Source organism: Mesorhizobium sp. CA8, assembly GCF_020164955.1.
GTDB lineage: Bacteria > Pseudomonadota > Alphaproteobacteria > Rhizobiales > Rhizobiaceae > Mesorhizobium.
Map to the genome: position 1 here is coordinate 95,684 of NZ_JAIUHG010000008.1, position 19,986 is coordinate 115,669.

At 63.0% G+C, this 19,986-nt stretch carries 25 protein-coding genes and 1 riboswitch; of the genes, 13 read left to right on the top strand and 12 right to left on the bottom strand.

Annotated features, from left to right (window positions below):
• Nucleotides 1-29: 29 nt before the first annotated feature.
• Nucleotides 30-902 (top strand): ferritin-like domain-containing protein, encoded by an 873-nt coding sequence (locus tag LB553_RS11460; RefSeq protein ID WP_224513233.1) that lies wholly within the window; start codon nt 30-32, stop codon nt 900-902.
• Nucleotides 903-993: 91 nt separating this feature from the next.
• A complete protein-coding gene (locus LB553_RS11465) occupies nt 994-2,568 on the top strand; it encodes an FAD-dependent oxidoreductase (RefSeq protein WP_224513234.1) in 1,575 nt (524 codons plus the stop codon).
• Nucleotides 2,569-2,600: 32 nt separating this feature from the next.
• Here LB553_RS11465 and LB553_RS11470 read toward each other — a convergent pair whose 3' ends face one another.
• Complete coding sequence (locus LB553_RS11470; RefSeq protein ID WP_224513236.1) at nt 2,601-3,149, bottom strand: YybH family protein; 549 nt, start codon at nt 3,147-3,149, stop codon at nt 2,601-2,603.
• Between the two features lie 181 nt (nt 3,150-3,330).
• On the opposite strand from LB553_RS11470, the gene minC reads away from it, so the two are divergent.
• From minC to LB553_RS11500, 6 genes are all read left to right on the top strand, one after another.
• Complete coding sequence (gene minC / locus LB553_RS11475) at nt 3,331-4,233, top strand: septum site-determining protein MinC (protein WP_224513238.1); 903 nt, start codon at nt 3,331-3,333, stop codon at nt 4,231-4,233.
• Between the two features lie 164 nt (nt 4,234-4,397).
• Nucleotides 4,398-5,213, top strand: coding sequence for a septum site-determining protein MinD (minD, locus tag LB553_RS11480; protein WP_140757287.1), 816 nt, complete (start codon nt 4,398-4,400; stop codon nt 5,211-5,213).
• The gene (gene minE, locus LB553_RS11485) at nt 5,210-5,482 is read left to right on the top strand and encodes a cell division topological specificity factor MinE (RefSeq protein ID WP_224513240.1); all 273 of its coding nucleotides are present in this window, start codon (nt 5,210-5,212) and stop codon (nt 5,480-5,482) included. Before minD ends, minE begins: the two co-directional genes overlap by 4 nt.
• Before the next feature lie 212 nt (nt 5,483-5,694).
• The gene (locus LB553_RS11490; protein ID WP_224513242.1) at nt 5,695-6,579 is read left to right on the top strand and encodes an EamA family transporter; all 885 of its coding nucleotides are present in this window, start codon (nt 5,695-5,697) and stop codon (nt 6,577-6,579) included.
• A gap of 265 nt (nt 6,580-6,844) precedes the next feature.
• Nucleotides 6,845-7,441, top strand: coding sequence for a hypothetical protein (locus tag LB553_RS11495; protein ID WP_224513245.1), 597 nt, complete (start codon nt 6,845-6,847; stop codon nt 7,439-7,441).
• Nucleotides 7,442-7,793: 352 nt separating this feature from the next.
• Nucleotides 7,794-8,342 (top strand): hypothetical protein, encoded by a 549-nt coding sequence (locus LB553_RS11500; RefSeq protein ID WP_224513247.1) that lies wholly within the window; start codon nt 7,794-7,796, stop codon nt 8,340-8,342.
• Nucleotides 8,343-8,475: 133 nt separating this feature from the next.
• On the opposite strand, the gene LB553_RS11505 is transcribed toward LB553_RS11500, so the two are convergent.
• Both LB553_RS11505 and LB553_RS11510 read right to left on the bottom strand, forming a co-directional pair.
• The gene (locus tag LB553_RS11505; RefSeq protein WP_224513250.1) at nt 8,476-9,132 is read right to left on the bottom strand and encodes a response regulator; all 657 of its coding nucleotides are present in this window, start codon (nt 9,130-9,132) and stop codon (nt 8,476-8,478) included.
• A complete protein-coding gene (locus LB553_RS11510; RefSeq protein WP_224513253.1) occupies nt 9,129-10,526 on the bottom strand; it encodes a sensor histidine kinase in 1,398 nt (465 codons plus the stop codon). The genes LB553_RS11505 and LB553_RS11510 overlap by 4 nt, the downstream gene beginning before the upstream one ends.
• Before the next feature lie 556 nt (nt 10,527-11,082).
• Here LB553_RS11510 and LB553_RS11515 point away from each other — a divergent pair.
• Nucleotides 11,083-11,268, top strand: a complete 186-nt coding sequence (locus LB553_RS11515) for a hypothetical protein (RefSeq protein WP_224513254.1) — start codon at nt 11,083-11,085, stop codon at nt 11,266-11,268.
• 579 nt (nt 11,269-11,847) lie between these two features.
• A complete protein-coding gene (locus LB553_RS11520) occupies nt 11,848-12,000 on the top strand; it encodes a hypothetical protein (protein WP_224513256.1) in 153 nt (50 codons plus the stop codon).
• A gap of 19 nt (nt 12,001-12,019) precedes the next feature.
• On the opposite strand, the gene LB553_RS11525 is transcribed toward LB553_RS11520, so the two are convergent.
• The 3 genes from LB553_RS11525 to LB553_RS11535 all read right to left on the bottom strand — a co-directional run bounded on the left by LB553_RS11525 (nt 12,020) and on the right by LB553_RS11535 (nt 12,947).
• Nucleotides 12,020-12,181, bottom strand: coding sequence for a hypothetical protein (locus LB553_RS11525; protein ID WP_224513258.1), 162 nt, complete (start codon nt 12,179-12,181; stop codon nt 12,020-12,022).
• 144 nt (nt 12,182-12,325) lie between these two features.
• On the bottom strand, nt 12,326-12,706 hold the full coding sequence (locus LB553_RS11530; RefSeq protein WP_224513260.1) for a YkvA family protein: 381 nt from the start codon (nt 12,704-12,706) through the stop codon (nt 12,326-12,328).
• Nucleotides 12,707-12,764: 58 nt separating this feature from the next.
• Nucleotides 12,765-12,947 (bottom strand): hypothetical protein, encoded by a 183-nt coding sequence (locus LB553_RS11535; protein WP_224513262.1) that lies wholly within the window; start codon nt 12,945-12,947, stop codon nt 12,765-12,767.
• Nucleotides 12,948-13,193: 246 nt separating this feature from the next.
• Here LB553_RS11535 and LB553_RS11540 point away from each other — a divergent pair, with 246 nt between their 5' ends.
• Nucleotides 13,194-13,343, top strand: a complete 150-nt coding sequence (locus LB553_RS11540; RefSeq protein ID WP_112100506.1) for a hypothetical protein — start codon at nt 13,194-13,196, stop codon at nt 13,341-13,343.
• Nucleotides 13,344-13,401: 58 nt separating this feature from the next.
• Here the strand turns inward: LB553_RS11540 and LB553_RS11545 are convergent, their stop codons facing one another.
• A complete protein-coding gene (locus LB553_RS11545) occupies nt 13,402-13,737 on the bottom strand; it encodes a hypothetical protein (protein WP_224513265.1) in 336 nt (111 codons plus the stop codon).
• Between the two features lie 362 nt (nt 13,738-14,099).
• Here LB553_RS11545 and LB553_RS11550 point away from each other — a divergent pair, with 362 nt between their 5' ends.
• Together LB553_RS11550 and LB553_RS11555 are read left to right on the top strand one after the other, a co-directional pair.
• Entirely contained in the window at nt 14,100-14,924 is an 825-nt protein-coding gene (locus LB553_RS11550; RefSeq protein ID WP_224513267.1) for a Ku protein, read from the top strand.
• Nucleotides 14,925-15,408: 484 nt separating this feature from the next.
• Complete coding sequence (locus LB553_RS11555; protein ID WP_224513269.1) at nt 15,409-15,591, top strand: hypothetical protein; 183 nt, start codon at nt 15,409-15,411, stop codon at nt 15,589-15,591.
• Nucleotides 15,592-15,688: 97 nt separating this feature from the next.
• Here LB553_RS11555 and LB553_RS11560 read toward each other — a convergent pair whose 3' ends face one another.
• The 5 genes from LB553_RS11560 to LB553_RS11580 form a co-directional block, all read right to left on the bottom strand.
• Nucleotides 15,689-16,900 carry an MFS transporter gene (locus LB553_RS11560; protein WP_224513507.1) on the bottom strand — a complete coding sequence of 404 codons (1,212 nt, stop codon included), beginning with the start codon at nt 16,898-16,900 and terminating at the stop codon, nt 15,689-15,691.
• Nucleotides 16,901-16,953: 53 nt separating this feature from the next.
• Nucleotides 16,954-17,859 carry a DUF1259 domain-containing protein gene (locus LB553_RS11565; RefSeq protein ID WP_224513271.1) on the bottom strand — a complete coding sequence of 302 codons (906 nt, stop codon included), beginning with the start codon at nt 17,857-17,859 and terminating at the stop codon, nt 16,954-16,956.
• Between the two features lie 113 nt (nt 17,860-17,972).
• On the bottom strand, nt 17,973-18,548 hold the full coding sequence (locus tag LB553_RS11570; protein ID WP_224513273.1) for a hypothetical protein: 576 nt from the start codon (nt 18,546-18,548) through the stop codon (nt 17,973-17,975).
• 150 nt (nt 18,549-18,698) lie between these two features.
• Nucleotides 18,699-19,439, bottom strand: coding sequence for a CbtA family protein (locus LB553_RS11575; RefSeq protein ID WP_224513275.1), 741 nt, complete (start codon nt 19,437-19,439; stop codon nt 18,699-18,701).
• A 159-nt stretch (nt 19,440-19,598) separates the two neighbouring features.
• Nucleotides 19,599-19,808 carry a CbtB domain-containing protein gene (locus LB553_RS11580; protein ID WP_224513276.1) on the bottom strand — a complete coding sequence of 70 codons (210 nt, stop codon included), beginning with the start codon at nt 19,806-19,808 and terminating at the stop codon, nt 19,599-19,601.
• Nucleotides 19,809-19,952, bottom strand: a riboswitch (adenosylcobalamin (AdoCbl) riboswitch).
• Nucleotides 19,953-19,986 lie beyond the last annotated feature (34 nt).

The window sequence follows — 19,986 nt, forward strand, 5'->3', positions numbered from 1 at the left end:
CGGTTCATGGCGGGCTTCGGGAGGAAGCTATGATCCATGCCACCCCTTCACTTCATGTTTCTCGCCGCGGCGCATTGCAAATTGGTCTTGGAGCGACGCTCGCTTCAGCGACCGGCGTCGCCCCCGTTTCGCCTGCTTTCGCACAAGATGACATAAAGGACGAAGACATTTTCCGGTTCGCGCTGAACCTGGAATATATGGAGGCCGAATACTACCTCCGGGGCACCACAGGAAAAGGCATCGACGATTCAGATGCCGGTTCCAAGCCCGGCGACGTCGTCGGCGGCAAGAAGGTTCCCTTCGAAACACCCGCACTGGCTGAATTTTTGCGGGAAGTCGCGGAAAATGAACTTGCCCATGTCAGGTTCTACCGCAAGACCCTGGCGTCGAATGCGGTGGACCGGCCGGCGATCGATTTTGATGCCGGCTTTGCCGCGGTCGCCAAGGCGGCCGGGCTCGGTGCCGACTTCGACCCCTTCGGCAACCAGATGAACTTCGTGCTTGGCGGCATGCTGTTCGAGGATGTCGGCGTCACCGCCTACGCCGGTGCGGCAACCGTCCTGAAGAACAAGGAATTCCTGGCAGCCGCGGCTGGAATTCTCGCGGTCGAGGCCTACCACATGGGGATGGCGCGGTCGTCGCTCTATCGCATGGGCGAGAAGGCCTGGAAGGCGGCGAATGCGATTTCCGACGCACGCGACAAGATCGACGGGCCCGATGACAAGGACCAGGGCATTCGCGTCGACGGCAAGGCCAACTTCGTTCCTTCAACGCCCGATGCGATTGCCTTCACAAGGACGCCGCAGGAGGTGCTGCGCATTGTTTATCTGACCGACCAATCGGGTGTCAGCAAGGGCGGCTTTTACCCGAACGGGATGAACGGAACGCTCAAGAGCACCTAGCCGCGAGGATGGAGCCGGTCACGATGACCTACAACCCGCGCGGCGCAGCATTGGTCGCTGGCCATCCGATATCGTCTCGACGGGGCACGCGATGAACGTCAGCGGCGAAGCGACCAGATCGTTTTGGATGCTCGACGCCAGCTTGCCCGGCGCGCCCCGCCTCGATCGGCACGAACATTGCGACGTGGCCGTCGTTGGAGCCGGCATCGCCGGGGTTTCGATTGCCTATGAACTGGCGCTGGCAGGGCGCAAGGTGGTGCTCGTGGATCGCGGCCCGTTGCTCGGGGGCATGACATCGCGCACGACCGCTCATTTGGCGCCGATCTGCGACGATGGCTTGAGCGCGCTGATCGACATGCGCGGCGAGGCTCTGGCGCGCGGATTTCAGGAGAGCCAGCAAGCCGCCGTCGACCGCATCGAACGGCACGTTGCCAGCCTGGAGATCGACTGCGATTTCCGGCGGCTGGACGGCTTCCTTTTCCCGGCCGCATGGATGGACGAGAAGCAGGCCGCCAGAGAATGCAATAAGGAGTATGCGGCTGCGGCAAAGATCGGCGCCGAGGCCGAACATGGCAAAGGCGTGCCGCTCAAGGGTCATGAATCGGCGCCCATCCTGCGCTACCCCGGACAGGCCACCTTCCACCCGCTGAAATATTTGCGCGCCCTGCTGGCTGATTTCGAGAAGCGAGGCGGCAAGGCATTCGCCGACAGCGCCGTCGTCGAGATCGAGGAGGGGGAGCAGGTTCGCCTGAAATGCGACGGCGGCTCCACCGTCACGGCTTCGAACGCGGTGTTTGCCACCAATTCCCCGATCAACACATGGGTCAAGATCCATAGCAAGATGGCGCCTTACCGCACCTATGCCATGGCTTTCGACATCGCCAGGGGAACCCTCCCGGATGCCCTCTACTGGGACATGGACGATCCCTATTATTACGTCCGCCTCAATCCAGGCCCCGGCAAGACGGACTGTCTCATCGCCGGCGGCCGCGATCACAAATCGGGCGAAGCGGATGACGGCGAGGCACGCTTTGCCGCGCTTGAAGCATGGATCAGGGCATTGGTGCCCGATCTTGGCGCAGAAAGAGCACGCTGGTCCGGTCAGGTTCTCGAAACGATCGATTATTGCGGCTTCATCGGCCGAAGCCCCGGCAACGGCAACGTCTTCATGGCCACCGGCGATTCCGGCCAGGGCATGACGCATGGTGCATTGGCCGGACTGCTGATCCGCGATCTGATCGTGGACGGATCGAACCCATGGGAAGCCGTCTATGCTCCCGACCGGAAGCCGCCCGCCGCGCTCGCGCACTACGTCAATGAGAACCTTACAACAGTGAAGAACCTCGCCGGCTACTTGCTGCCCGGTGAGATCAAGTCGGCCGGCGACCTCAAGCCTGGCGAAGGCGGCATCCTGCAGGACGGCTTGAGCAAGTTCGCCGTGTGCCGCGACCGCGACGGCAAGCTGCACCGGCATTCGGCCAGTTGCACCCATCTCGGCTGCATCGTGCACTGGAATTCGACCGAGCAATGCTGGGATTGCCCCTGCCACGGCTCGCAGTTCGCGCCGGACGGTACGGTGCTCAACGCCCCGGCCATCCGCGGCTTGGCCCGGCCGGAGGGTCGCGGGTCTCGCGCGGAGCCCAAGGTGGCGTCCGGGGGAGAGTAACGGTTCACGTTCAGCGCAACCGCCTCGGGTCCTCAGTTGTGGCCGCCGCGCAGAGCGTGTGGCTGTCTCGCCCTCTCGAAGGAAAGTCCCGGGCCAGGGATACTCGTGCGCCTCGCTTCGCCGGGCCATCGACTGCGAACTGCCGCGATGCAGCTATCTGGTCTTGGAAGGGGGAGCGATCGCCCCTGGAACAATGTCGGTGTTTTGGCCACCTTTATCCGCCAGCCGGACTGTTCCTTCTTCACCACCAGAAGCAGAATGCCTTCCCGCGTTCCGGCGGGGGAGCCGTCCGGAGCGGACGCACCGGTGAGGGTCCATCTGTAGTGCACCGATGCAACGCCCGGAGATAGCTCGACGACTGGCGAGACCACACCCTGCAATCGGCTGTCGCGAAACATGGTCTCATGAGTCGCGCGGTGCGCCGCCTCGATCTCGGCGCGGTTTTTCCACCACATGCCCACGACATTGACGAAATTGGCATCCTCGGAAAACAGCGCCGCGAAGTCATCGATATCATGTCTGTTCCAGGCATCGGCAAAGGCAGTCGCGGCATCCTCGGGCCTGTTGACTTCCAGCGCCATGACATCACCTCCCTTGCTTTCCTCCAGCTGGATGAGACGATAGCGGCATCGGCGGGCACTGTCACCGCCCGGCCACAGAAGTTAGCCGCGTCAGCTGTTAACGGCACCGACCCCCAAAATTAACCTTTTGTTAACCATTCGCCCGGCACCCTTTAACCATTGAGTAAGGATTCGCCCGGACGTGACCTTCGCCGCCCCTCTGCACAACAAATCGATCCGCTTTCGCGCCCGCTCCTTTGTCGCTTTCACGCTGACGCCGGAGGCGCCGATCGCCGACTGGCTGGAGGGGTTGGATCACTGGATCGCCAACTCGCCGGGCTATTTCAACGGGCGGCCGGTGGTGCTGGATCTGAACGTCCTGCAGCCGGGACCGGAGGAGATCGGCGCACTGGTGGGTGTGCTCGGCTCGCGCGGCATCCGCGTCTATGCCATCGAGCTCGAAGGCGCCGAGCTCGGGCCTGAGCTGCCGCCGCTGCTCGCCGGCGCCAAGGAAGCGACGGCCGAGGGATTGCTGGGCCGAGCCGCGCGCAAGGCGCGGGCCGAGGAACTGGAAGCCTCCGCCGGGGAGCGGGTCCAGGCCGCCCAGATGACGCCGTTGGCCGCAGAGGCGCCGCAGGCGGAAGGTTCCTCCATAGGGATGTCCGGCGATGAGCCGGTGGATCCCGAGCTAGCATGGCTGGAAGCGGTCAGGATCGAGCCGACCCAGGCCGGACAGGCCGAACCGGAAAGGTCCGGGCAGGGGCCGACGCCGTCCGCCGGCACGCTGATGATCAAGGCGCCGATCCGCTCGGGACAGTCGGTCTTCCATCCGCACGGCGACGTCATCGTGCTGGGCTCGGTCGCGTCCGGCTCGGAAATCGTCGCCGGCGGCTCGATCCATGTCTATGGCACGCTGCGCGGGCGCGCGATCGCCGGCTCCGAAGGCAATGTTTCGGCGCGCATCTTTTGCCGCAAGAACGAGGCCGAGCTGCTCGCCGTCGACGGCTGGTACACCACGGCCGAGGAGATGGAAGGCACCTCGCGCGGCAAGGCCGTGCAGGCCTTCCTCGATAATGATGCGCTGTGCGTGGTGCCGCTCGGCTAGTCCGGCAACGCAAGCTTCGGACCGGTTTCGCGTGCCAGAGTTATGAGTGCATGTCGCCCAAAAGTGCCCAGCGGTTTTGGGAGAACGACATGCACCAAGAAATGAACGAGTTCGCCGTGCCCGGCACGGCCAGAGAATAAAAACCGCCAATGGAGGCTGGATATATGGGCAAGGTAGTCGTGGTCACTTCGGGCAAGGGGGGTGTCGGCAAGACAACCTCGACGGCCGCGCTCGGCGCCGCCGTGGCCAAGACCGGCAAGAAGGTAGCTCTGGTCGATTTCGACGTGGGCCTCAGGAACCTCGACCTCATCATGGGCGCCGAGCGTCGCGTGGTGTTCGACCTCGTCAACGTCATCCAGGGTTCGGCGAAGCTGTCGCAGGCGCTGATCCGCGACAAGCGGCTGGAGACGCTCTACCTGCTGCCCGCCTCGCAGACCCGCGACAAGGATGCGCTGACCGAAGAGGGCGTGGCTGAAGTCATCGCGCGGCTGCGTTCGGTGTTCGACTACGTCTTCTGCGACAGCCCGGCCGGCATCGAGCGCGGCGCCCAGCTTGCCATGCGCTTCGCCGACGAGGCGGTCATCGTCACGAACCCGGAAGTGTCGTCGGTGCGCGACTCCGACCGCATCATCGGCCTGCTCGACGCCCGCACCATGAAGGCGGAGCAGGGCGAGCTGGTCCAGAAACACGTGCTGGTCACGCGCTACGACGCGGCGCGCGCCGCGCGTGGCGAGATGTTGTCGATCGACGACGTGCTGGAGATCCTGTCGACGCCGCTCTTGGGCATCATCCCGGAAAGCCAGGATGTGCTGCGGGCCTCGAACCTCGGCTCGCCCGTCACGCTCTCGGAGCCGCTCAATGGTGCCGCAAAAGCTTACCTCGAAGCGGCAAGACGCCTGGAAGGCGAAGACCTGCCGGTGGTCGTCCCCTTCGAACGCAAAGGCTTCCTCGACCGGCTGCTCGGAAGGAGGGCCGCATGAGCATCCTCGATCTCTTCAAACGGCGCACCAGCGCGCCGGTAGCGCGCGAGCGGCTGCAGCTGCTGCTCGCCTATGAGCGCCAGAGCCGCGGCCAGCCGGATCTCGTCTCCATCCTACGCGAGGAGATCATGGCGGTCATCGCCAAGCACGTGCAGATCGACCAGGACTACCTCCAGGTCTCGATGGATCGCGGCGCGACCATGTCGACGCTGGAGATCGACATCCAGATTCCCAACAAGGGCGCCGCGCCGCTTGCCATGGCGGGGTGAAGCATTTCGGGAAGGCGCCGGGCGTGCATCTGGCAAGGCCTCGTTCCCGCACACTTTCCCTCTGTCCGGCAGGGCAGAGGGGATGCTGTCCCGCCAGCCCTTCGGACGTTCCGCCTAGGCAATCCTGTCCCATCCATCCCCGCCCGCTGCCTCACGACATCGCAACCGGCGCGCCCTATCTCCATTCCCGAACCGGGAGGATGGAGCCAGGATTGACCACAGCACAGGCCGTTAACCAAGAGAGCCACGTCGGCGCCATGCCCGTGCTTGGCCTGCTTGGCGCAATGATGTCGGTGCAGGTGGGCGCTGCCTTTGCCAAGGGCCTGTTCCCGGTGCTGGGGCCGGAAGGCACGACCATGCTCAGGCTCGCCATCGGCGCGCTGATGCTGGCTGTGGTGCTGAGGCCCTGGAAGGTACTGCCCTCGCGGAAAAATCTGCCTTGGCTTGCCGCCTATGGCATCACCGTCTGCGCCATGAACATGCTGTTCTATGCCGCGCTCCAGCGCATTCCGCTCGGTATCTGCGTGGCGCTCGAATTTACCGGGCCGCTGTTTGTCGCCACGCTCGGCTCCAGGCGCCTGCTTGACCTTGTCTGGGTGGCGCTGGCTGTCGTCGGCATCGTGCTGCTGTCGCCCTTTGCCGGTATCAGTCGCGGGCTCGATCCGCTGGGCGTGGCGCTGGCGCTCGCGGCGGGCGCTTGCTGGGGGCTTTACATTATCTTCGCCCAGAAGGCCGGCGCCGAGCTCGGTGTGCGCACCTCCGCCTATGGGATGGCGATCGCCGCGATGCTGGCGCTGCCTTTCGGCTTCAGCACCGCGCAGCCCTACCTCGCCGATCCGTACATCATGGCGGGCGCGGCAGTGGTCGGCCTGTTCTCCAGCGCGCTGCCCTTCTATCTGGAAATGCTGGTGCTGGCCCGCATGCCTGCCAAGGTCTACGGCATGCTGGTCTGCCTGGAGCCGGCTGGCGGCGCGCTGACTGGCTTCCAGTTTTTGCATGAGAAGCTCAATCTTTTGCAATGCGCGGGCGTTGCCGCCGTCATTGCTGCCGCTTTCGGCACGGCGCTTGCGGCGCGGCGGCCGGTGCCATTGGCCTGAGCGCGTCTTGCGAACATGCCGCGAGCGCGAATCTCGTTAACGGCTTGCTCGGCCTGGGAATTGATCCCACGACGGTAGTGTCCGACCACATCCGGTGGTTGAAATAAGACTTAGGTCCTACAGTAAAACGCATTAGGTCCGAGTGGACAAGACAAGGGTCGTGGGCCACTTCCTTATGACCTGCTGATTGGGGATGCTTATGCTGCGACATTGCCGGTGGGGTAGCTCGGCCGACGGGCTGAAGGGCTGGCATGGGGAGAGCGGAATGCGCGGATCGCGCAGGGTCTGCAGGCTGGTCTTGCAAGCGCTGACTGCGGTGGCGCTGGTTGTCGCGCCTTTCAGTCTCTCCGTTGATGGTTTGGTTGTGACCAAAGCCTATGCCGACAAAGGCGGCGGTGGCGGCGGAAACGGTGGCGGCGGCGGCAAGGGTGGTGGAAGCGGTAACGGGGGCGGCAATAGCGGGAACGGCAACGGAGGCGGGAACAACGGCAACGGGAACGGCGGCTCCAACTCCGGTTCGGCCGGCGGCTCGAATTCCGGCAATGGCGGCAGCAGCGGAAACGGTAATAGCAGCGGCGGCAATAGCGGAAACGGCGACAACGGAAACGGGAACAGCGACAACGGCAACAGCGGCAAGAGCAGCAGCGCCGGCGCGGCAAGCACCGCCGATGTCGATGATCATGTGAATGCCCTGACGGGCGACAAGGTTGAGGCCACCCGCACCAAAATCGAGGTCACGCACCGCAATGGAATGAAGGAGAAGATCGAGAACGGCCGGTTCAGGATGGAAGACAAATACGGACGCACCATCATCGACCGCAAGGCCACCATGGCCGATCTCAATCGCCTGAAGAGTTTGTGAGAGCGAGGTTTTATCGGGATTAGATCTTAAGGGACCGAAGGTCAGCGCTGCAAAACCAGGTTGCCACCTTTTGCTTCGTCTCTGCGGTCCTGATCGTCTTGCGGTAGAACTTGGCTACTCACCTTACCCCCGCCTCCGTGCGGGGGTAATTTTTTCAAGTTCGGCAATGTCCGCCGCTTGCGACATTGGTCAGTCACGGTGGCGGAAATGGTCCGATTGGCCAGGGCATGGGTCGTGGGCCACTTTCGTCGGACCGCCGGAATGTGAATCCTTGCAGAGACACTGTTCCGTCGCGCCTGTCCCGTGAGCGGAACTTCGGCCATGCCGAGACGAACCCGCAGGAAAGGACGGGATGCACCAACCCGCCTGCAAAAGGCCAGCCTACCTTGTGCTGCGCGCCGTTGGCGCGCTGGCGATTGTCGTCGCGCCCTGTCTGGTGAAGCCGGGCTACATGACCAAGCTCGTATCCGCAGCCTATGCCGGCAACGGCAATGGCAATGGCAATGGAGGCGGGAACAATGGAGGCGGGAACGGCGGCAACGGCAGTGGCGGCAATTCGGGTTCCGGCGGCGGCTCGAATTCCGGCAATGGCGGCAACAATGGCAACAGCAACGGCCAGGGCGACAACGGCAACAGCAATGCCGGTGGCGGCAACCCCAATGCCGGGCCGGGCAACAATAGCGGCAAGGGCAATACCAATCCCGGCGGCAAGAACAGCTACACCAACGCCGCAACAGGCGACACGCTCTCGATCGACGGTGATAAGGTCACCGTCATTCATCGCAACGGCATGAAGGAGCAAGTCCAGAACGGCCGTTTCGAGATGACGGACGCGCAAGGCCGCACAATCATCGAACGGCAGGCGACGGAGAAGGACCTGTCGCGCCTGCTGAACCTGTGAAGGTTCTGGAAGAGCTATCCCTTCTCCCCCACCCGCATGTCACCCCCGCCCATGGAGGGGGTGATTGCCTTCAGGCAGTAGGCAGTAGGCAGTAGGCAGTAGGCAGTGGGATGTCATCTTCGCCACTGCCTGCCTATTGCCTAACTTGCTGCCTTTCCCGCGCCTCATGCATCAGCAGCGCCGCCTCGGTGCGGTTGCGCACGTTGAGCTTGGCGAGCACTCTGGTCATATGATGCTTGACCGTCTTCTCCTGCAGCGATAGCCGGGCGGCGACCTCCTTGTTGCTCAGCCCCTCCGCGACCAGTTTTAGGATCTCAGCCTCGCGGCCGGTGAGTTGGCTCAGCGGATCGGGCTTGCCGCCTGTGGGCTGCAGAAGGTCGGAAAGCAGCCTGGCCGAGAGGCTCGGCGATACGTAGCTCTGGCCATTGGCGACGTCGCGCAGGATCTCGGCCAGCGCCTTGGAGCCGACGCCTTTCAGCACATAACCGCGCGCGCCGGCCTTCAGCGCCTGGGCGACATCGGCATTGGTCTCCGACACAGTCAGCATGACGATCTTCTGCTCGGGCACCGCAGCAAGGATGCCGGCGAGCGCGTTAAGGCCGCCGCCCGGCATGCTGATGTCGAGCAGGAGGATATCGGGCGTGCTGGCGCGCGCCAGCCTTTCGGCGTCCTCGGCGCTGGCGCCTTCGCCCACGAGTTCGAAGCCCCCCATTTCGCCGAGGCTGCGCGCCACGCCCTCGCGAAACAGGGGATGGTCGTCGACTATTGCGATGCGGATGGATGCGCTCACGGTTGCTCCTCGACAGACAAGGTGATCACCAGTCTTGTTCCTCCCGGGCCAGACAGCGTTTCGAACTGCCCGCCGATGCTTTCGATACGCTCCCTCAGGCCCGCAAGGCCAAGGCCCTCGCTTCGGGCCGGGTCGAACCCGGGGCCGGCGTCCACAACCTCGACGAGGAGCTTGCCGCCTTTCGTCGTGGTTCTGACCTGCTGGCCCTTGCCTTTGCCGTGCCGGAAGGCGTTGTTCAGGCCTTCCTGCACGAAGCGATAGATGCTGATCTTTTCCGAGGTGCCGAGTTCCGGCAAGCGCTCGGGCAGGGTTAGCAACACTTTGGTGCTGGTGCGCCGCTCATGCTCGACCACCGCGAGCCGCAAAATGTCGGCGATGGCCTGCGCCTCGATCTGCGGCAGCACCAGCCCGTTGCAGATGCCGCGTATTTCGCGCATCGCTTCGCCCAGAGTCTTGTGGATGCCGGCGATCTCGGCCTCGCGCAGCGTGCTCGATGTGGTCGGATCGACCAGCACCGGGCTGTCCATCCTGAGCGCTGCGAGCGCCACCAGTTGCGCCGGTCCGTCATGCAGGTCTGCCCCGATACGCCTCAGATACCGTTCATTGATCGCGGTGGCGCGGCGCGAGGCGCGCTGTACGCGCTGGCGCAGCGACGAATTCTGCGCCAGCGCCGCCTGCAATTCCGAAACCTTGGCCTCGAGCGCCGCCTGTTGGGTGACAATGGTGCGGCTGCCGCGGAAAACAATGCCGGAGAGCAGGGCGAGCGCCGCGGCGGTGGCGGCCGCCACCACCAGCCATGTCCACAGCAGGGCCGAGTGGAGCGATTCCTCGAAGTCGCCGGACAATTCGTAGAATTCGGTCACAGCCACAACCTCGCCGGACCAGGGCTCGCGCACCGGGTTGTAGATTTCCAGCAGCGGAGCGCCCATCGACCGCTCCCTGTCGTCTTCCTCGTCCTCGAGCCTGTTGTATTTGACCATGACGTTGCCGGCGAAAGCGGCGATGAGGTTGGCGTTGGGCTTGATCTGCCTGCCGATCAGGCTTGCGTCCTTTGAATAGAGGATTGTGCCGTCGCGCCGCCAAAGCTTGAACGACACCAGTCTTTTGCCGAGTGCGCCCTGGCCGAGCGTCTCGTCCAGCGCCCGCTTGACCGTGTCGTCGAGTTCCTGGCTCTTGCGCATGTCTGGCAGCAGCGGCGCGATCACGCTGTCGACATAGAGCGCGGTGGTGGCGGCGGAATTGTGCAAGACGCCGTCACGGATCTGCGATGTCACCCACAGCCCAACCACGAGCATTACGGCCAGAAGGCCGATGCCGCCCGCTATCACGAACTGCCAGGCCAGCGACAGACCGCTCCAGATCCGCGCAGGTCGTTTTAAATACCTCCCAAACATCGGCACCGTTCACCCACCCGTTCGCCAGAGTATAGGCCAGGGAAGGCAATTGCGACACCGACCTTGGTCCGTGCCCTTGGGGAAGGTTAATGGCGAGGCGGTTTGCAGGCCCATGCCCGGCGCCGATTCGCAGCCAGGCAAGGCTGCTCATGCATCTTCCCGACGGCAAAAGCCCGCGCCACTCCTGTTGACGGGGAAGGCGCGGGCCGGTCGCCACCTGGATTTGGATCATCTTGCGGCTCTGCATTGCCGAGACAATCACCGATAGGCCCCGAGGTCCACATCAAAAGACATATGCTTCGGCGAATACAGCGCTACAGGGCGGCCGATGCCGGCCGCTGGCCGTCTCCCGCTGTTCGTTATGGACGAAACCATATAGCGGCTGGTCCTTTGAATGGCCCGGTTCGGAACCCCGGGTCCTACCGGCTGCTCCTTCCGACATAAGCCGTTGGAGCCGCGGTAAGATTTGCCCCCAAAAGAAGTCTGGGCCAAGCTGTTGATGGGGCGACCAGCGACCGCATAATGGGTTAAAATCTTGTGGTCTTGGCAACGCGTTATGGATGCCGGTACAAAAAAGCAAAAAAGAAATCAGCCGTTCTCGATCTTTGAGCTCGAGGCGCTGCGGGAAGCTTTCAGGCAGTCTGTTCGCGAGAACGATGTCGCCGAAGCGGAATGGGCGCGGCACGCCGAGTTGTTCGTCAAGAGAGCGCTGCAAAACGTCGGTCGCGTCACGCGGGCCTAGAGCGTCCGGACGTAAAGCGTTGCCAGGGAGCCCGGCGCCTTCGTAGCTTCCGGAATTGGGTCAGTGCAAAAAGCGGTTCGCCGTTTCCGCGAACAGTGGAGCGCTCCGGCGATGGGTGATTCGTCAGCGCCACATGGTCAGACCATTGCGCTGGCGCATAGGACCTCAGCAACAATTGTGGGCACAATGGGAAACGGACACTCTGACCCTGCGCCGGCTCCCCCCAAGGAAACCCAATGTCGGCGCTTTAGCCCGGCTTGCCTGTCAAAGAGCCGTACTCTTTGCCGCCAAGGCAAGCCGGGCTACCCCAATTGCCGATCCGGCGTTCTCCCATGTTCCATATCCCCGAGAGACCGCGCAAATGCAAAGAATGCGCGTGCCGCGCGGACATTGTAACGCATGGAAGACCGGGCGCGCGTCCCTCTCGGACAGGAGACGCGTTGGGATGGCAGGCGTCCGATCGTCCTCGTGCGACGGAACGAAAAGCGGGCAGGCGCGTTTTCCGCCGCGATGTCGAGGATCTCTCATCATCCCAAGGTCGAAAGGCCGTTTCAGGCCTCGGTTGCCGAGGCCGAGCGCTTGGCGCGCGCACAAAAGAACGCCAAGCTGAAGGACCTTCGCACCCACGCTTCGTGGCTGGTTCTCGATCCGCAGGCGCACTTCCAGGAGGAGATCGATTGTTCGGCGTTGCTCGGCGACCTGCCGATCCGAAAGGTCATCCGCGACGACTAGGTCTTTGCGGCTTTCAGGCTCAGGCGGCCTGCAGTCGGGCCGCGCCATCTTCGCGCGATATCTCGACCAGCCGGGCGATCGCCCATGGCACCATCAGCGCGAAGAATGCCGGGGCATCGAGGAAGACGGACCGCACTAGATCGAACCCGCTGTGATCGTAGCACACTGCGAACTCCATCATGCTTAACCCTTATTGACCCACCATTGCGCGTGTCTTTTCACGAGCATGGAGAGCATGGCCCTGATTTGCATGAATTACAAGTGATAGCTAATTTACCTGCCGGGTGAGATGCTCTGGCATGCGCGGCCACGCGGGCCGAAGCATTCAAGCCGGCTTCGGCCAGAACAACCAGATGAGCCCCAGCGCCGCCAGCGCCCAGAGCGCGATCATGAAGGCGAGACCGGCCTTGCCCACCGGCTTCTCGCGTCGCATGGCTTCTTCGCGGAATTCCCGCATCAGATCGGCCGGAACCAGCTTCACCGCGAGCATGATGCCGACAGGCACGATCAGCAGGTCGTCCAGGTAGCCGATGATCGGGATGAAGTCCGGAATTAGATCGACAGGGCTCAGCGCATAGGCCGCGACGGCGCTTGCGGCCGCTTTTGCGTACCAGGGAACGCGCGGATCGCGGGCGGCAATCCAGAGCGCTACCACATCGCGCTTGATCTTGCGCGCCCACTGCTTTGCCGCATCGAGCATAGACATGCCGCTTATATTCGGGCGCGCGGGTCTTCGGGCCATTGGTGGTCGACGGCTTGTTCGCTCAGGCGCAATCCTTCAATTCCACAACGTCGACGCCGAGGCGGAAGGCCTGGCCGTCGGCATAGGAGCGCGCATGCTGCTCGGCCTCAAAGGGGAAGACGAGCGTGGTGCCGTAGGCGGTGACGCGGACCGTCCACTTCTGGCCCCTGACGAGTTCCACGCCATGAAGCTTCGCCGTAACCATCTCATCCTCCTCAGCTCCGGCACTTCAGCGACATCCGCATAACGTTGCGAAAGTCATTTGAATACAAATAATCCGACCAAATCGTGTCGTTGCGGTGTGGATTCCGACATTGGGTCGTTTGCGTCCGTGAAATGGTTCACCGACAGCAGCGCTTTTTTGCTGCCGGGCCGCAGGAGGGCGGGATGGCCTGCTTGGAACCGTGACGATCTCAGCCGGGTTAGAATCCTGGTTCACAAGGAGAGAGCGATGATCCGCAAGCTGAAATCCGGCGAATACCGGCTCTATTCGCGCAAGATCGATCCCAGGACCGGCAAGCGCCGCAATCTGGGCACCTTCAAGTCGCGCGAAGCCGCGGAAAAGCACGAACGCGAAGTGCAGTATTTCAAGCGCCATTAGGCAGCTTCAAGGTTGACGCAGCGCGGGGACGCGCGAAGAAGGGCCGTGATCCGCTTGTTCACCCATGCGGTCGCGGCGGGGTGCGCGGGAGAGGGTGGCCAGGCACGTTGGAGGCGATATGGTCGAGGTCGCAGCGTCGCGTGATCATCTCGACCGACTTGGTGTCGACGGTCACGCGTCCCAGCACCTGCACGGTCGTGCGTCCGAGATCCTCGTCGACATGGACGACGTCGCCCTCGAGCCTGAGCTTGTCGCCGGCCTTGGCGTTGGGCTCGATCATCGAATAATTGTGGCTGTCGCCGTCGAGCGTCAGCATGACGCGGTCTTTGACGCGCTCGGTCACCGTCGCGAGCACCGCCACCCTATCCCCTATTTCAACAACGGGCCGTGTCATTGCGGCCTCCCTTCTGCTCCGCGCCAATATCGCCCTGGAGCCAATTGGCTGACGACACGACCGGTGTCGGCAGCTGCTGAAATAAACGGGAAAACAAGCCGTTTGGTTGCCTCTGCGCTGCCTCCGCTACGGCCCGCCGATCACATGACGCCAGGATTTCGCGGCAGATACCGCGTCCGGTCGCCATAAACGGGAGGCGCCATCAACGGCCTCGGGAAGGGATGTGCATGCCTTGATCGACCGCAAGGCCGAGCGGCGCGTCGCATATGCCGTCTTGGCTGCTCGACTGCTGGAGCTTGGCGAACGGAACCCCGCGGGTCGACAGATGTTCCTGTTGATCGCAACGACAATGGGGATGCCACATGGTTGCGCCGCGCGCGGTTTGGAAGGGTTTTCTGAAGGTCGCCTCTGTGTCTTGCGGCATCAAGCTGGTCGGCGCCACAAGCGAGGCCGGCAAGGTGCATTTCAAGATACTGAACCGTAAGGATGGCTTGCCGGTGAAAAGCGCCTATGTCGACGAGCAGACCGGCGATGTCGTCGAGGCCGAGGACCAGACCAAGGGCTTCGAACTGGAGAATGACGATTACATCGAGATTGAGCCGGACGAGATCAAGAAGCTGAAACTCACCTCGGCGCACACACTGGAGGTCGACGAGTTCGTCGCCCTGGACGACATCGACACGCGCTATTTGGAAAAGCCTTATTACCTCGTCCCCGCCGATGGTGCCGCGCTTGAGGCTTTCAGCGTATTGCGTGAGGCGATGAAGAAGAAGCGTGTCGCCGCAAGATCCTGTGTGGTGCTCTACCAGCGTGGCCGCGAAGTCGTGATCCAGCCCTTCGGCAAGGGCATGCTGCTCACTGAGTTGCGCACGCGCAACGAGATGGTGTCGGAAAAAAGCGTCTTCGAGGGCCTGAAGTCGCCGAAATACGACAAGGATCTGCTGGAGATCGCCGAACTCCTGATCGACAAGAAGGTGACCAAGTTCGACCCATCGAAATTCGAGGACACCTATGAGGATGCGCTGATTGCAATGATCGATGCCAAGCGCAAGGGCAAGAAGCTGCCGAAGGCGGCGCCCAAGCCGAAGGAAAACGTCATCGATCTGGCTGCGGTGCTGAGGAAGAGCCTTGCCAAGGAAGGGATCAAGGCGCCGTCGACGGCGAGGCCTGCCCGCAAGTCGGCTTGATCAACCAGCCCGGCTGCTGCTTGCCGCCGCTAACAACATCGCCGCATCGCTCAAGACCGAGCTCTTCGCCCACATTCCTGCGCTCGACGCCGCCACGGTGCGCTTTGCCGAGCCACGGACGGAAGGCCGCCACCATCATGCGCCCGATCCGTTCCTGGTCTCGGGCAAGCTCGCCAGCGGGTTGCTTGAGATCATCGACACTCCGCAGGGCGAGCGCATGCGGCTGCGCCTGTCGCGCCACGCCGAGCGAAAGGGCGGACGGTGCGGTCGAAAGCCTGCCGCTGTCTCCGGTCGGGGGCGATCACCACTATCTGCAAAGCCTGGTCGCCCCGGCCGAGCCGCACGAGTTCAGCGCCAGGCTGCAATGGCTGCGGGTCCCGACAGCGAGGATCTGTCCTTCGTCATGGCCGAGCCGGAAGGCGATCCCCATGAGCACGTGAATGGATGATACAGCCACTCTTCGAATATCAACGTGAGATCCGCCATGATGGCCGGTGTGGCGATTACCCTTAGGGTCGTCGTCGCCCTTACGGTCCTGTTGCGAAAAGGCTCCGTCGCCATCTTCGACCGGTTTGGCTCTAATGCCGCCTGCATCTCGACGCTGTTGGAGATCGGCACCGGGTTGTTCCTGTTCGGCGCGGCTTTGCGCCAGGTCTTGGTCGCTTGAAAATCGCTGGTTTTTGCAATTCAGAGGTGGCTGAACTCTGCCCTGCGCAGGCCGAAATCGGGTTGATTGTCACCTTCTTGCAGACAGGCGTAGCCCCTCATAGCTCCTCAGGCGGCTTGACGTGGCGGAAAGTCCAAAGCAAGGCCAAATCGTAGAGGATCTTGAGGGCACCGCAGATCACCAGCGGCCAGGCTTCGAACCCCGCAGCAAACAGCGCCCCGGCAATGGCCGGGCTCGCCGCTGCCGCGAGACTGCGTGGAACCGACGTGACGCTCGCCGCCGCGGGCCGCTCCGGCGGCGTGACGACCGCCATCACATATGAGGAGCGGGTCGGCACGTCCATCTGGGACAGTGCTGCGCGTACAAGAAGAAATGCCAGGGAGGCATGAAGATTCGGCACCAGGGCGGCCAGGATTAAGCAGATGCTCGACGGGATGTGGGTGAACACCATCGTGTTCACAAGCCCGATGCGGTTCGACAGCCATGCGGCGACCGGAAATGAGACCGCCGATAAAACACCCGACCAGAAAAAGAACACCCCGGCAGTCGACAGCGAAAGTCCAAACTTGCTGAACAACCACAAAGCCATGAGCGACTGCACCGCAAACCCGCCGGCGAACGCATCGATGCTGAACAGGGCCGCCAACTTGTAAACAATGCCACGCGACGGCCCAAGCGCCGCTGCCGGCCGGTCCTTGGGCGAGGTTTTGGGACCGGCTGGAATGCGCGCGTAGACCAAGCCTCCCGCCATGCCGAGACATGCATAGAGGACGAACATCGCCTTCAGCGCCGTTAATCGCGACATCCCGATCGTAACCAGAAAGTCCGGGCTGGTTGCGGCAAGGGCGCCAAACGCTGCCGCCAGCGCACCCAACAGGCTGTAACGCGCGAACGCCCTGGTGCGGTCCGCATCGGCGACGAGCCGCGACAGGACTGCATGCTCCAGCGGAACGAAGATGCTCACGCTTCCTGACGAAGGATTGATGGTGCCCAGGAAGGCCACGAGCAGAAGAAGTGCATAGGTGCTTGACTGCGTATAGGCCAGCCCGGTTGCGATCATCAGGCCGGACGCAGCCAGAAGCAGGGTGCGCCGGTCTGCGCGCACCGCCAGGAAGCCGATGCCGAGCGTCAACAATGCCGAACCAAGGAGTGCAGCGGTAGCCACGACACCGATCTCCAGCGGTCCAAGCCCGATCGACGCTAGATATACCGGCAGCAGCACTGCGGCGAAGCCGTCCCCAAAATCCCGGAGGGCGCGCGCCGCGTAGATGTCCGCAGCGCGGCCTCCTTCTGGCTGGTAGCCCGGCAGTTCGGCGCCGGCCGGGCCAATGCCGCCGCCTTCGGAATTTCGCCGGGCCTGCGTCAAAGTCCGCTACCCGTCCTAAGATGCACTTGATCGAGCGCCAGCTTCAGCCCTTTGGCCAACTTCCCGACATCGTCATTTGCCCAAAAATGCATGAAGAACAGCCGGGGTTGATCGTCGAGCATGTGGTTGTGCACAGCCGTCACCTCTATTCCGCTTTCCCGCAGAGCTCGTAGCACCGGATTCACTTCAGAGGCGATCAGGACGAAATCGCCGGTGATCGCGGCCTTGCCGTTTCCAGTCGGCTGGAAGTTGATGGCAATCGCAGAGCCCATTGCATCCGGCACCTCCATGCCATCGTCCTTGATGGTTTCTGCACGCGCGATGCTGACCTGATAGACACCGCCATTGACCTTGCCTTTGTGGCCAAGCGCCTGGTCAATGGTTTGCGTATCAAGATCGATCGCTTTCGAAGCAGCGGCGGCGCTCGCCGGTGCGTCCGAAAGCGGCGTTCCACTCTGCTGCAACGCCGTATGCAGCGCCGCAGCCAGCTTCTCCGGATCGCCGTGCCCAAGGACGTGCATATACATCGTCTCCGGCTGGGCCCTCTGCAGATGATTGTGGAGGGCCGTGATCTCGATGCCGCTTTCAATCAGTTTCATCATTACCGGGTCGATCTCAGGCACGGTCAACACGAGATCGCCCATGACCATGGCGTCGTGATCGCCCCCGGGTTTGAATGCGAGCCATGAGCCGAGCGCCAGGGCCGGTTTGAGTTCCACGCCGTCGAGAGTGACTTTCAGATCGGAACGAGGCAGCCCGACGCGGTACACTCCCCCTGGTGCTTCTGTGCCGGATTTCCCGAGCGCCTGCGCTACCGCCTTCCAGTCGGGTGCGGCAAGGGAGGGCTGGGCAATTCCAAGGGAGGCTGCTAACGCGAGGCCAGCTATGATTTTTCCATGCATGATTTGCTCCTGTGTTCAGCCCAGGTGCCCAAATGGAAAACGTCTGCCGTTCCGAGATGACATCGCGCTCGCGGAATTGTGATGCGCGCCCGGTTTCCGTGAACGTGAACGCCCTAGGCCATGCGGCTACGCGGCGCGCCGATAATCGACCATGCGGCGGCGGTGAGCGCCGCTGCCGTGGCAAGCAGCACCGCGAGACTCGGCAGGTGGAAGAAGATGTCCCGCCAGCGTGGCTCGATGACCGCGCCGGTGCTGAAGGCCTCGCCGCTATACTGGCACAGGATCCACGACGCGCTGCTGCGCACCATCTCGGCATCGATGTCGGAGATCAGCGCCTTCGCGTTGCGTTCGGCAGAGGGCATCGTGGCCATATAGGTGAGCAGCGCCTTGGCGGTGGCGAGATAGGCGTGGCTACATTCGTTGAACGGGCTCTCTTCCTCGCCAAGACTTCCCGGCATCAGGCCCCAGAGGCAGTAGGTGAATTGCAGATTGCCGTGATTGTAGAGCCGCCAGAAGGTCGGGTCGGTCACGGTCTGGCGTTGGGCAAGGTCCAGGATGTCGCCTCGGTAGCGCGCAATCACCACCATCTGGCCGTGGGTCAGGCTGGGGATCTGTATGCCTGGGGGAGGCGGGGCCGACGAGCCGCTATGCGCTTGCGCGGATGTGGCGGCCAGAAGTGCGAGCAGCACCGAAACCGAGCAATTCCAGGAAAACTGTGCTGCGGTTTTCCGTCCGGAATTGCGAGAAAACAAAGAACCAAAGTGGCTCGGCGGTCGTACCGACCGGTGAGCCACTTTGGCCGCCAGGGCGCGAAACCGTGGCGGCCAACGCATCGGATTTCAGGCGTAGCGGCGTGCCGGGCTGCGCTGGTCGCGCACCGCGACCACGCGCTCGGCAGCCGCGCCGAAGCCGAGCCCAACGACGGTCCACAGCACCAGCTGGATGCCGAGCGAGGCGACGCGGAACTGCCACAGCACGGTCGCCGAGAAGTTCTCCGGCACTTCATTGATGTCGGGCAGCGCCGCCTTCACCAGCGCGAAGACGACGAGGAAGGCGAGACCCGCGACGATCGAGGCGTTCCAGGCGCCGAGCCGGTTCCACAGCCGCTGCGCCAGGCCAACCGCCGCCACCATCGCCGCGATCGAGACGACGATCATGATGAAGAACAGCTCGGTGCGGTAGCCGATGGTCTCGGCAATGCCTACCGCCGGCGGGTTGGCCGGATATTTGAGGCTCGGAATCACGATCGCGGCAAGGAAGCCGAGCAGCGCGATCAGCGCCGAGGTGCCGCGCGGACCGAGCGAGCCCAGGCGGCCATAGGCATAGGCGAAGACCAGCGAGAACAGCCCGCCAAGGGCGGCGCCATAGACCAGCACGCCGGTTGCGAGACCGATGCCGGCCTGCGTGGTGCGGCTGACCATCTCGGGTTCCGGCGCCACACCGGCTGCCTGCGCCTGCTGGTCCTCGAAGGCGATCGCCTTGTCGACCTGCGGCTCGCCATAGACGCGCGCGAAGGCGAACGCCAGAATCCCCGCAACCAGCCCGACAAGCATGCCGCGCAGCAAAAGTTTTCCGACCATGTCACTAATCCTTCTGAGCAATTCCAGGAAAAGTGCTTAGCGGTTTTCCGTCCGGAATTGCGTTAAGCCAACCAAGCAATTCCAGGAAAAGTGCTTAGCGGTTTTCCGTCCGGAATGCGTAGATCAGAATCGAAAGGGGTTCAGCGATGCTGAACCGCTTTAGTGGCAGGGGAAGCCGAGCAGGTGGCGGCCATCATGCACGAACTCGTGCACATAGGTGCCACGGATCAGCGACGTCGCGCCTTCTTCCGCGCCGACGAAATAGATCGCCATCATCAGCATCAGGCCGGCGAAGATGGCCCACGGCAGAAGCTCGCGAACCGGAATCGCAACCGGACCGTAGCTGGGGGCGAAGGTGGTGTCGGACATATTGACCTCCCGTGGGATACTGCGTCCCGTTGATCGAACAATGCTGCGGAATAAGGCCTGACTTTCGGCTGGTGCCGATCACAGTGGCGCGACCGTGCCGGACTCGCACCGGCTTCCAATCCCGTATAGCGCTAAAACACTTGTCAGCACTTCGTTCGCCTGTCAACGACATGCAATA

Excerpts from the sequence above, each read along its gene's own strand:
- minE (WP_224513240.1), top strand. The coding sequence starts at position 5,210 with ATGAGCATCCTCGATCTCTTCAAACGGCGCACCAGCGCGCCGGTAGCG.
- LB553_RS11465 (WP_224513234.1), top strand. The coding sequence starts at position 994 with ATGAACGTCAGCGGCGAAGCGACCAGATCGTTTTGGATGCTCGACGCC.
- LB553_RS11550 (WP_224513267.1), top strand. The coding sequence starts at position 14,100 with ATGGTTGCGCCGCGCGCGGTTTGGAAGGGTTTTCTGAAGGTCGCCTCT.
- LB553_RS11495 (WP_224513245.1), top strand. The coding sequence starts at position 6,845 with ATGCGCGGATCGCGCAGGGTCTGCAGGCTGGTCTTGCAAGCGCTGACT.
- LB553_RS11530 (WP_224513260.1), bottom strand. The coding sequence starts at position 12,706 with ATGTCTATGCTCGATGCGGCAAAGCAGTGGGCGCGCAAGATCAAGCGC.
- LB553_RS11500 (WP_224513247.1), top strand. The coding sequence starts at position 7,794 with ATGCACCAACCCGCCTGCAAAAGGCCAGCCTACCTTGTGCTGCGCGCC.
- LB553_RS11580 (WP_224513276.1), bottom strand. The coding sequence starts at position 19,808 with ATGTCCGACACCACCTTCGCCCCCAGCTACGGTCCGGTTGCGATTCCG.
- LB553_RS11565 (WP_224513271.1), bottom strand. The coding sequence starts at position 17,859 with ATGCATGGAAAAATCATAGCTGGCCTCGCGTTAGCAGCCTCCCTTGGA.
- LB553_RS11575 (WP_224513275.1), bottom strand. The coding sequence starts at position 19,439 with ATGGTCGGAAAACTTTTGCTGCGCGGCATGCTTGTCGGGCTGGTTGCG.
- LB553_RS11460 (WP_224513233.1), top strand. The coding sequence starts at position 30 with ATGATCCATGCCACCCCTTCACTTCATGTTTCTCGCCGCGGCGCATTG.
- LB553_RS11540 (WP_112100506.1), top strand. The coding sequence starts at position 13,194 with ATGATCCGCAAGCTGAAATCCGGCGAATACCGGCTCTATTCGCGCAAG.
- LB553_RS11535 (WP_224513262.1), bottom strand. The coding sequence starts at position 12,947 with ATGGTTACGGCGAAGCTTCATGGCGTGGAACTCGTCAGGGGCCAGAAG.
- LB553_RS11545 (WP_224513265.1), bottom strand. The coding sequence starts at position 13,737 with ATGACACGGCCCGTTGTTGAAATAGGGGATAGGGTGGCGGTGCTCGCG.
- LB553_RS11555 (WP_224513269.1), top strand. The coding sequence starts at position 15,409 with ATGATGGCCGGTGTGGCGATTACCCTTAGGGTCGTCGTCGCCCTTACG.
- LB553_RS11510 (WP_224513253.1), bottom strand. The coding sequence starts at position 10,526 with ATGTTTGGGAGGTATTTAAAACGACCTGCGCGGATCTGGAGCGGTCTG.
- LB553_RS11515 (WP_224513254.1), top strand. The coding sequence starts at position 11,083 with ATGGATGCCGGTACAAAAAAGCAAAAAAGAAATCAGCCGTTCTCGATC.
- minD (WP_140757287.1), top strand. The coding sequence starts at position 4,398 with ATGGGCAAGGTAGTCGTGGTCACTTCGGGCAAGGGGGGTGTCGGCAAG.
- LB553_RS11525 (WP_224513258.1), bottom strand. The coding sequence starts at position 12,181 with ATGATGGAGTTCGCAGTGTGCTACGATCACAGCGGGTTCGATCTAGTG.
- LB553_RS11470 (WP_224513236.1), bottom strand. The coding sequence starts at position 3,149 with ATGGCGCTGGAAGTCAACAGGCCCGAGGATGCCGCGACTGCCTTTGCC.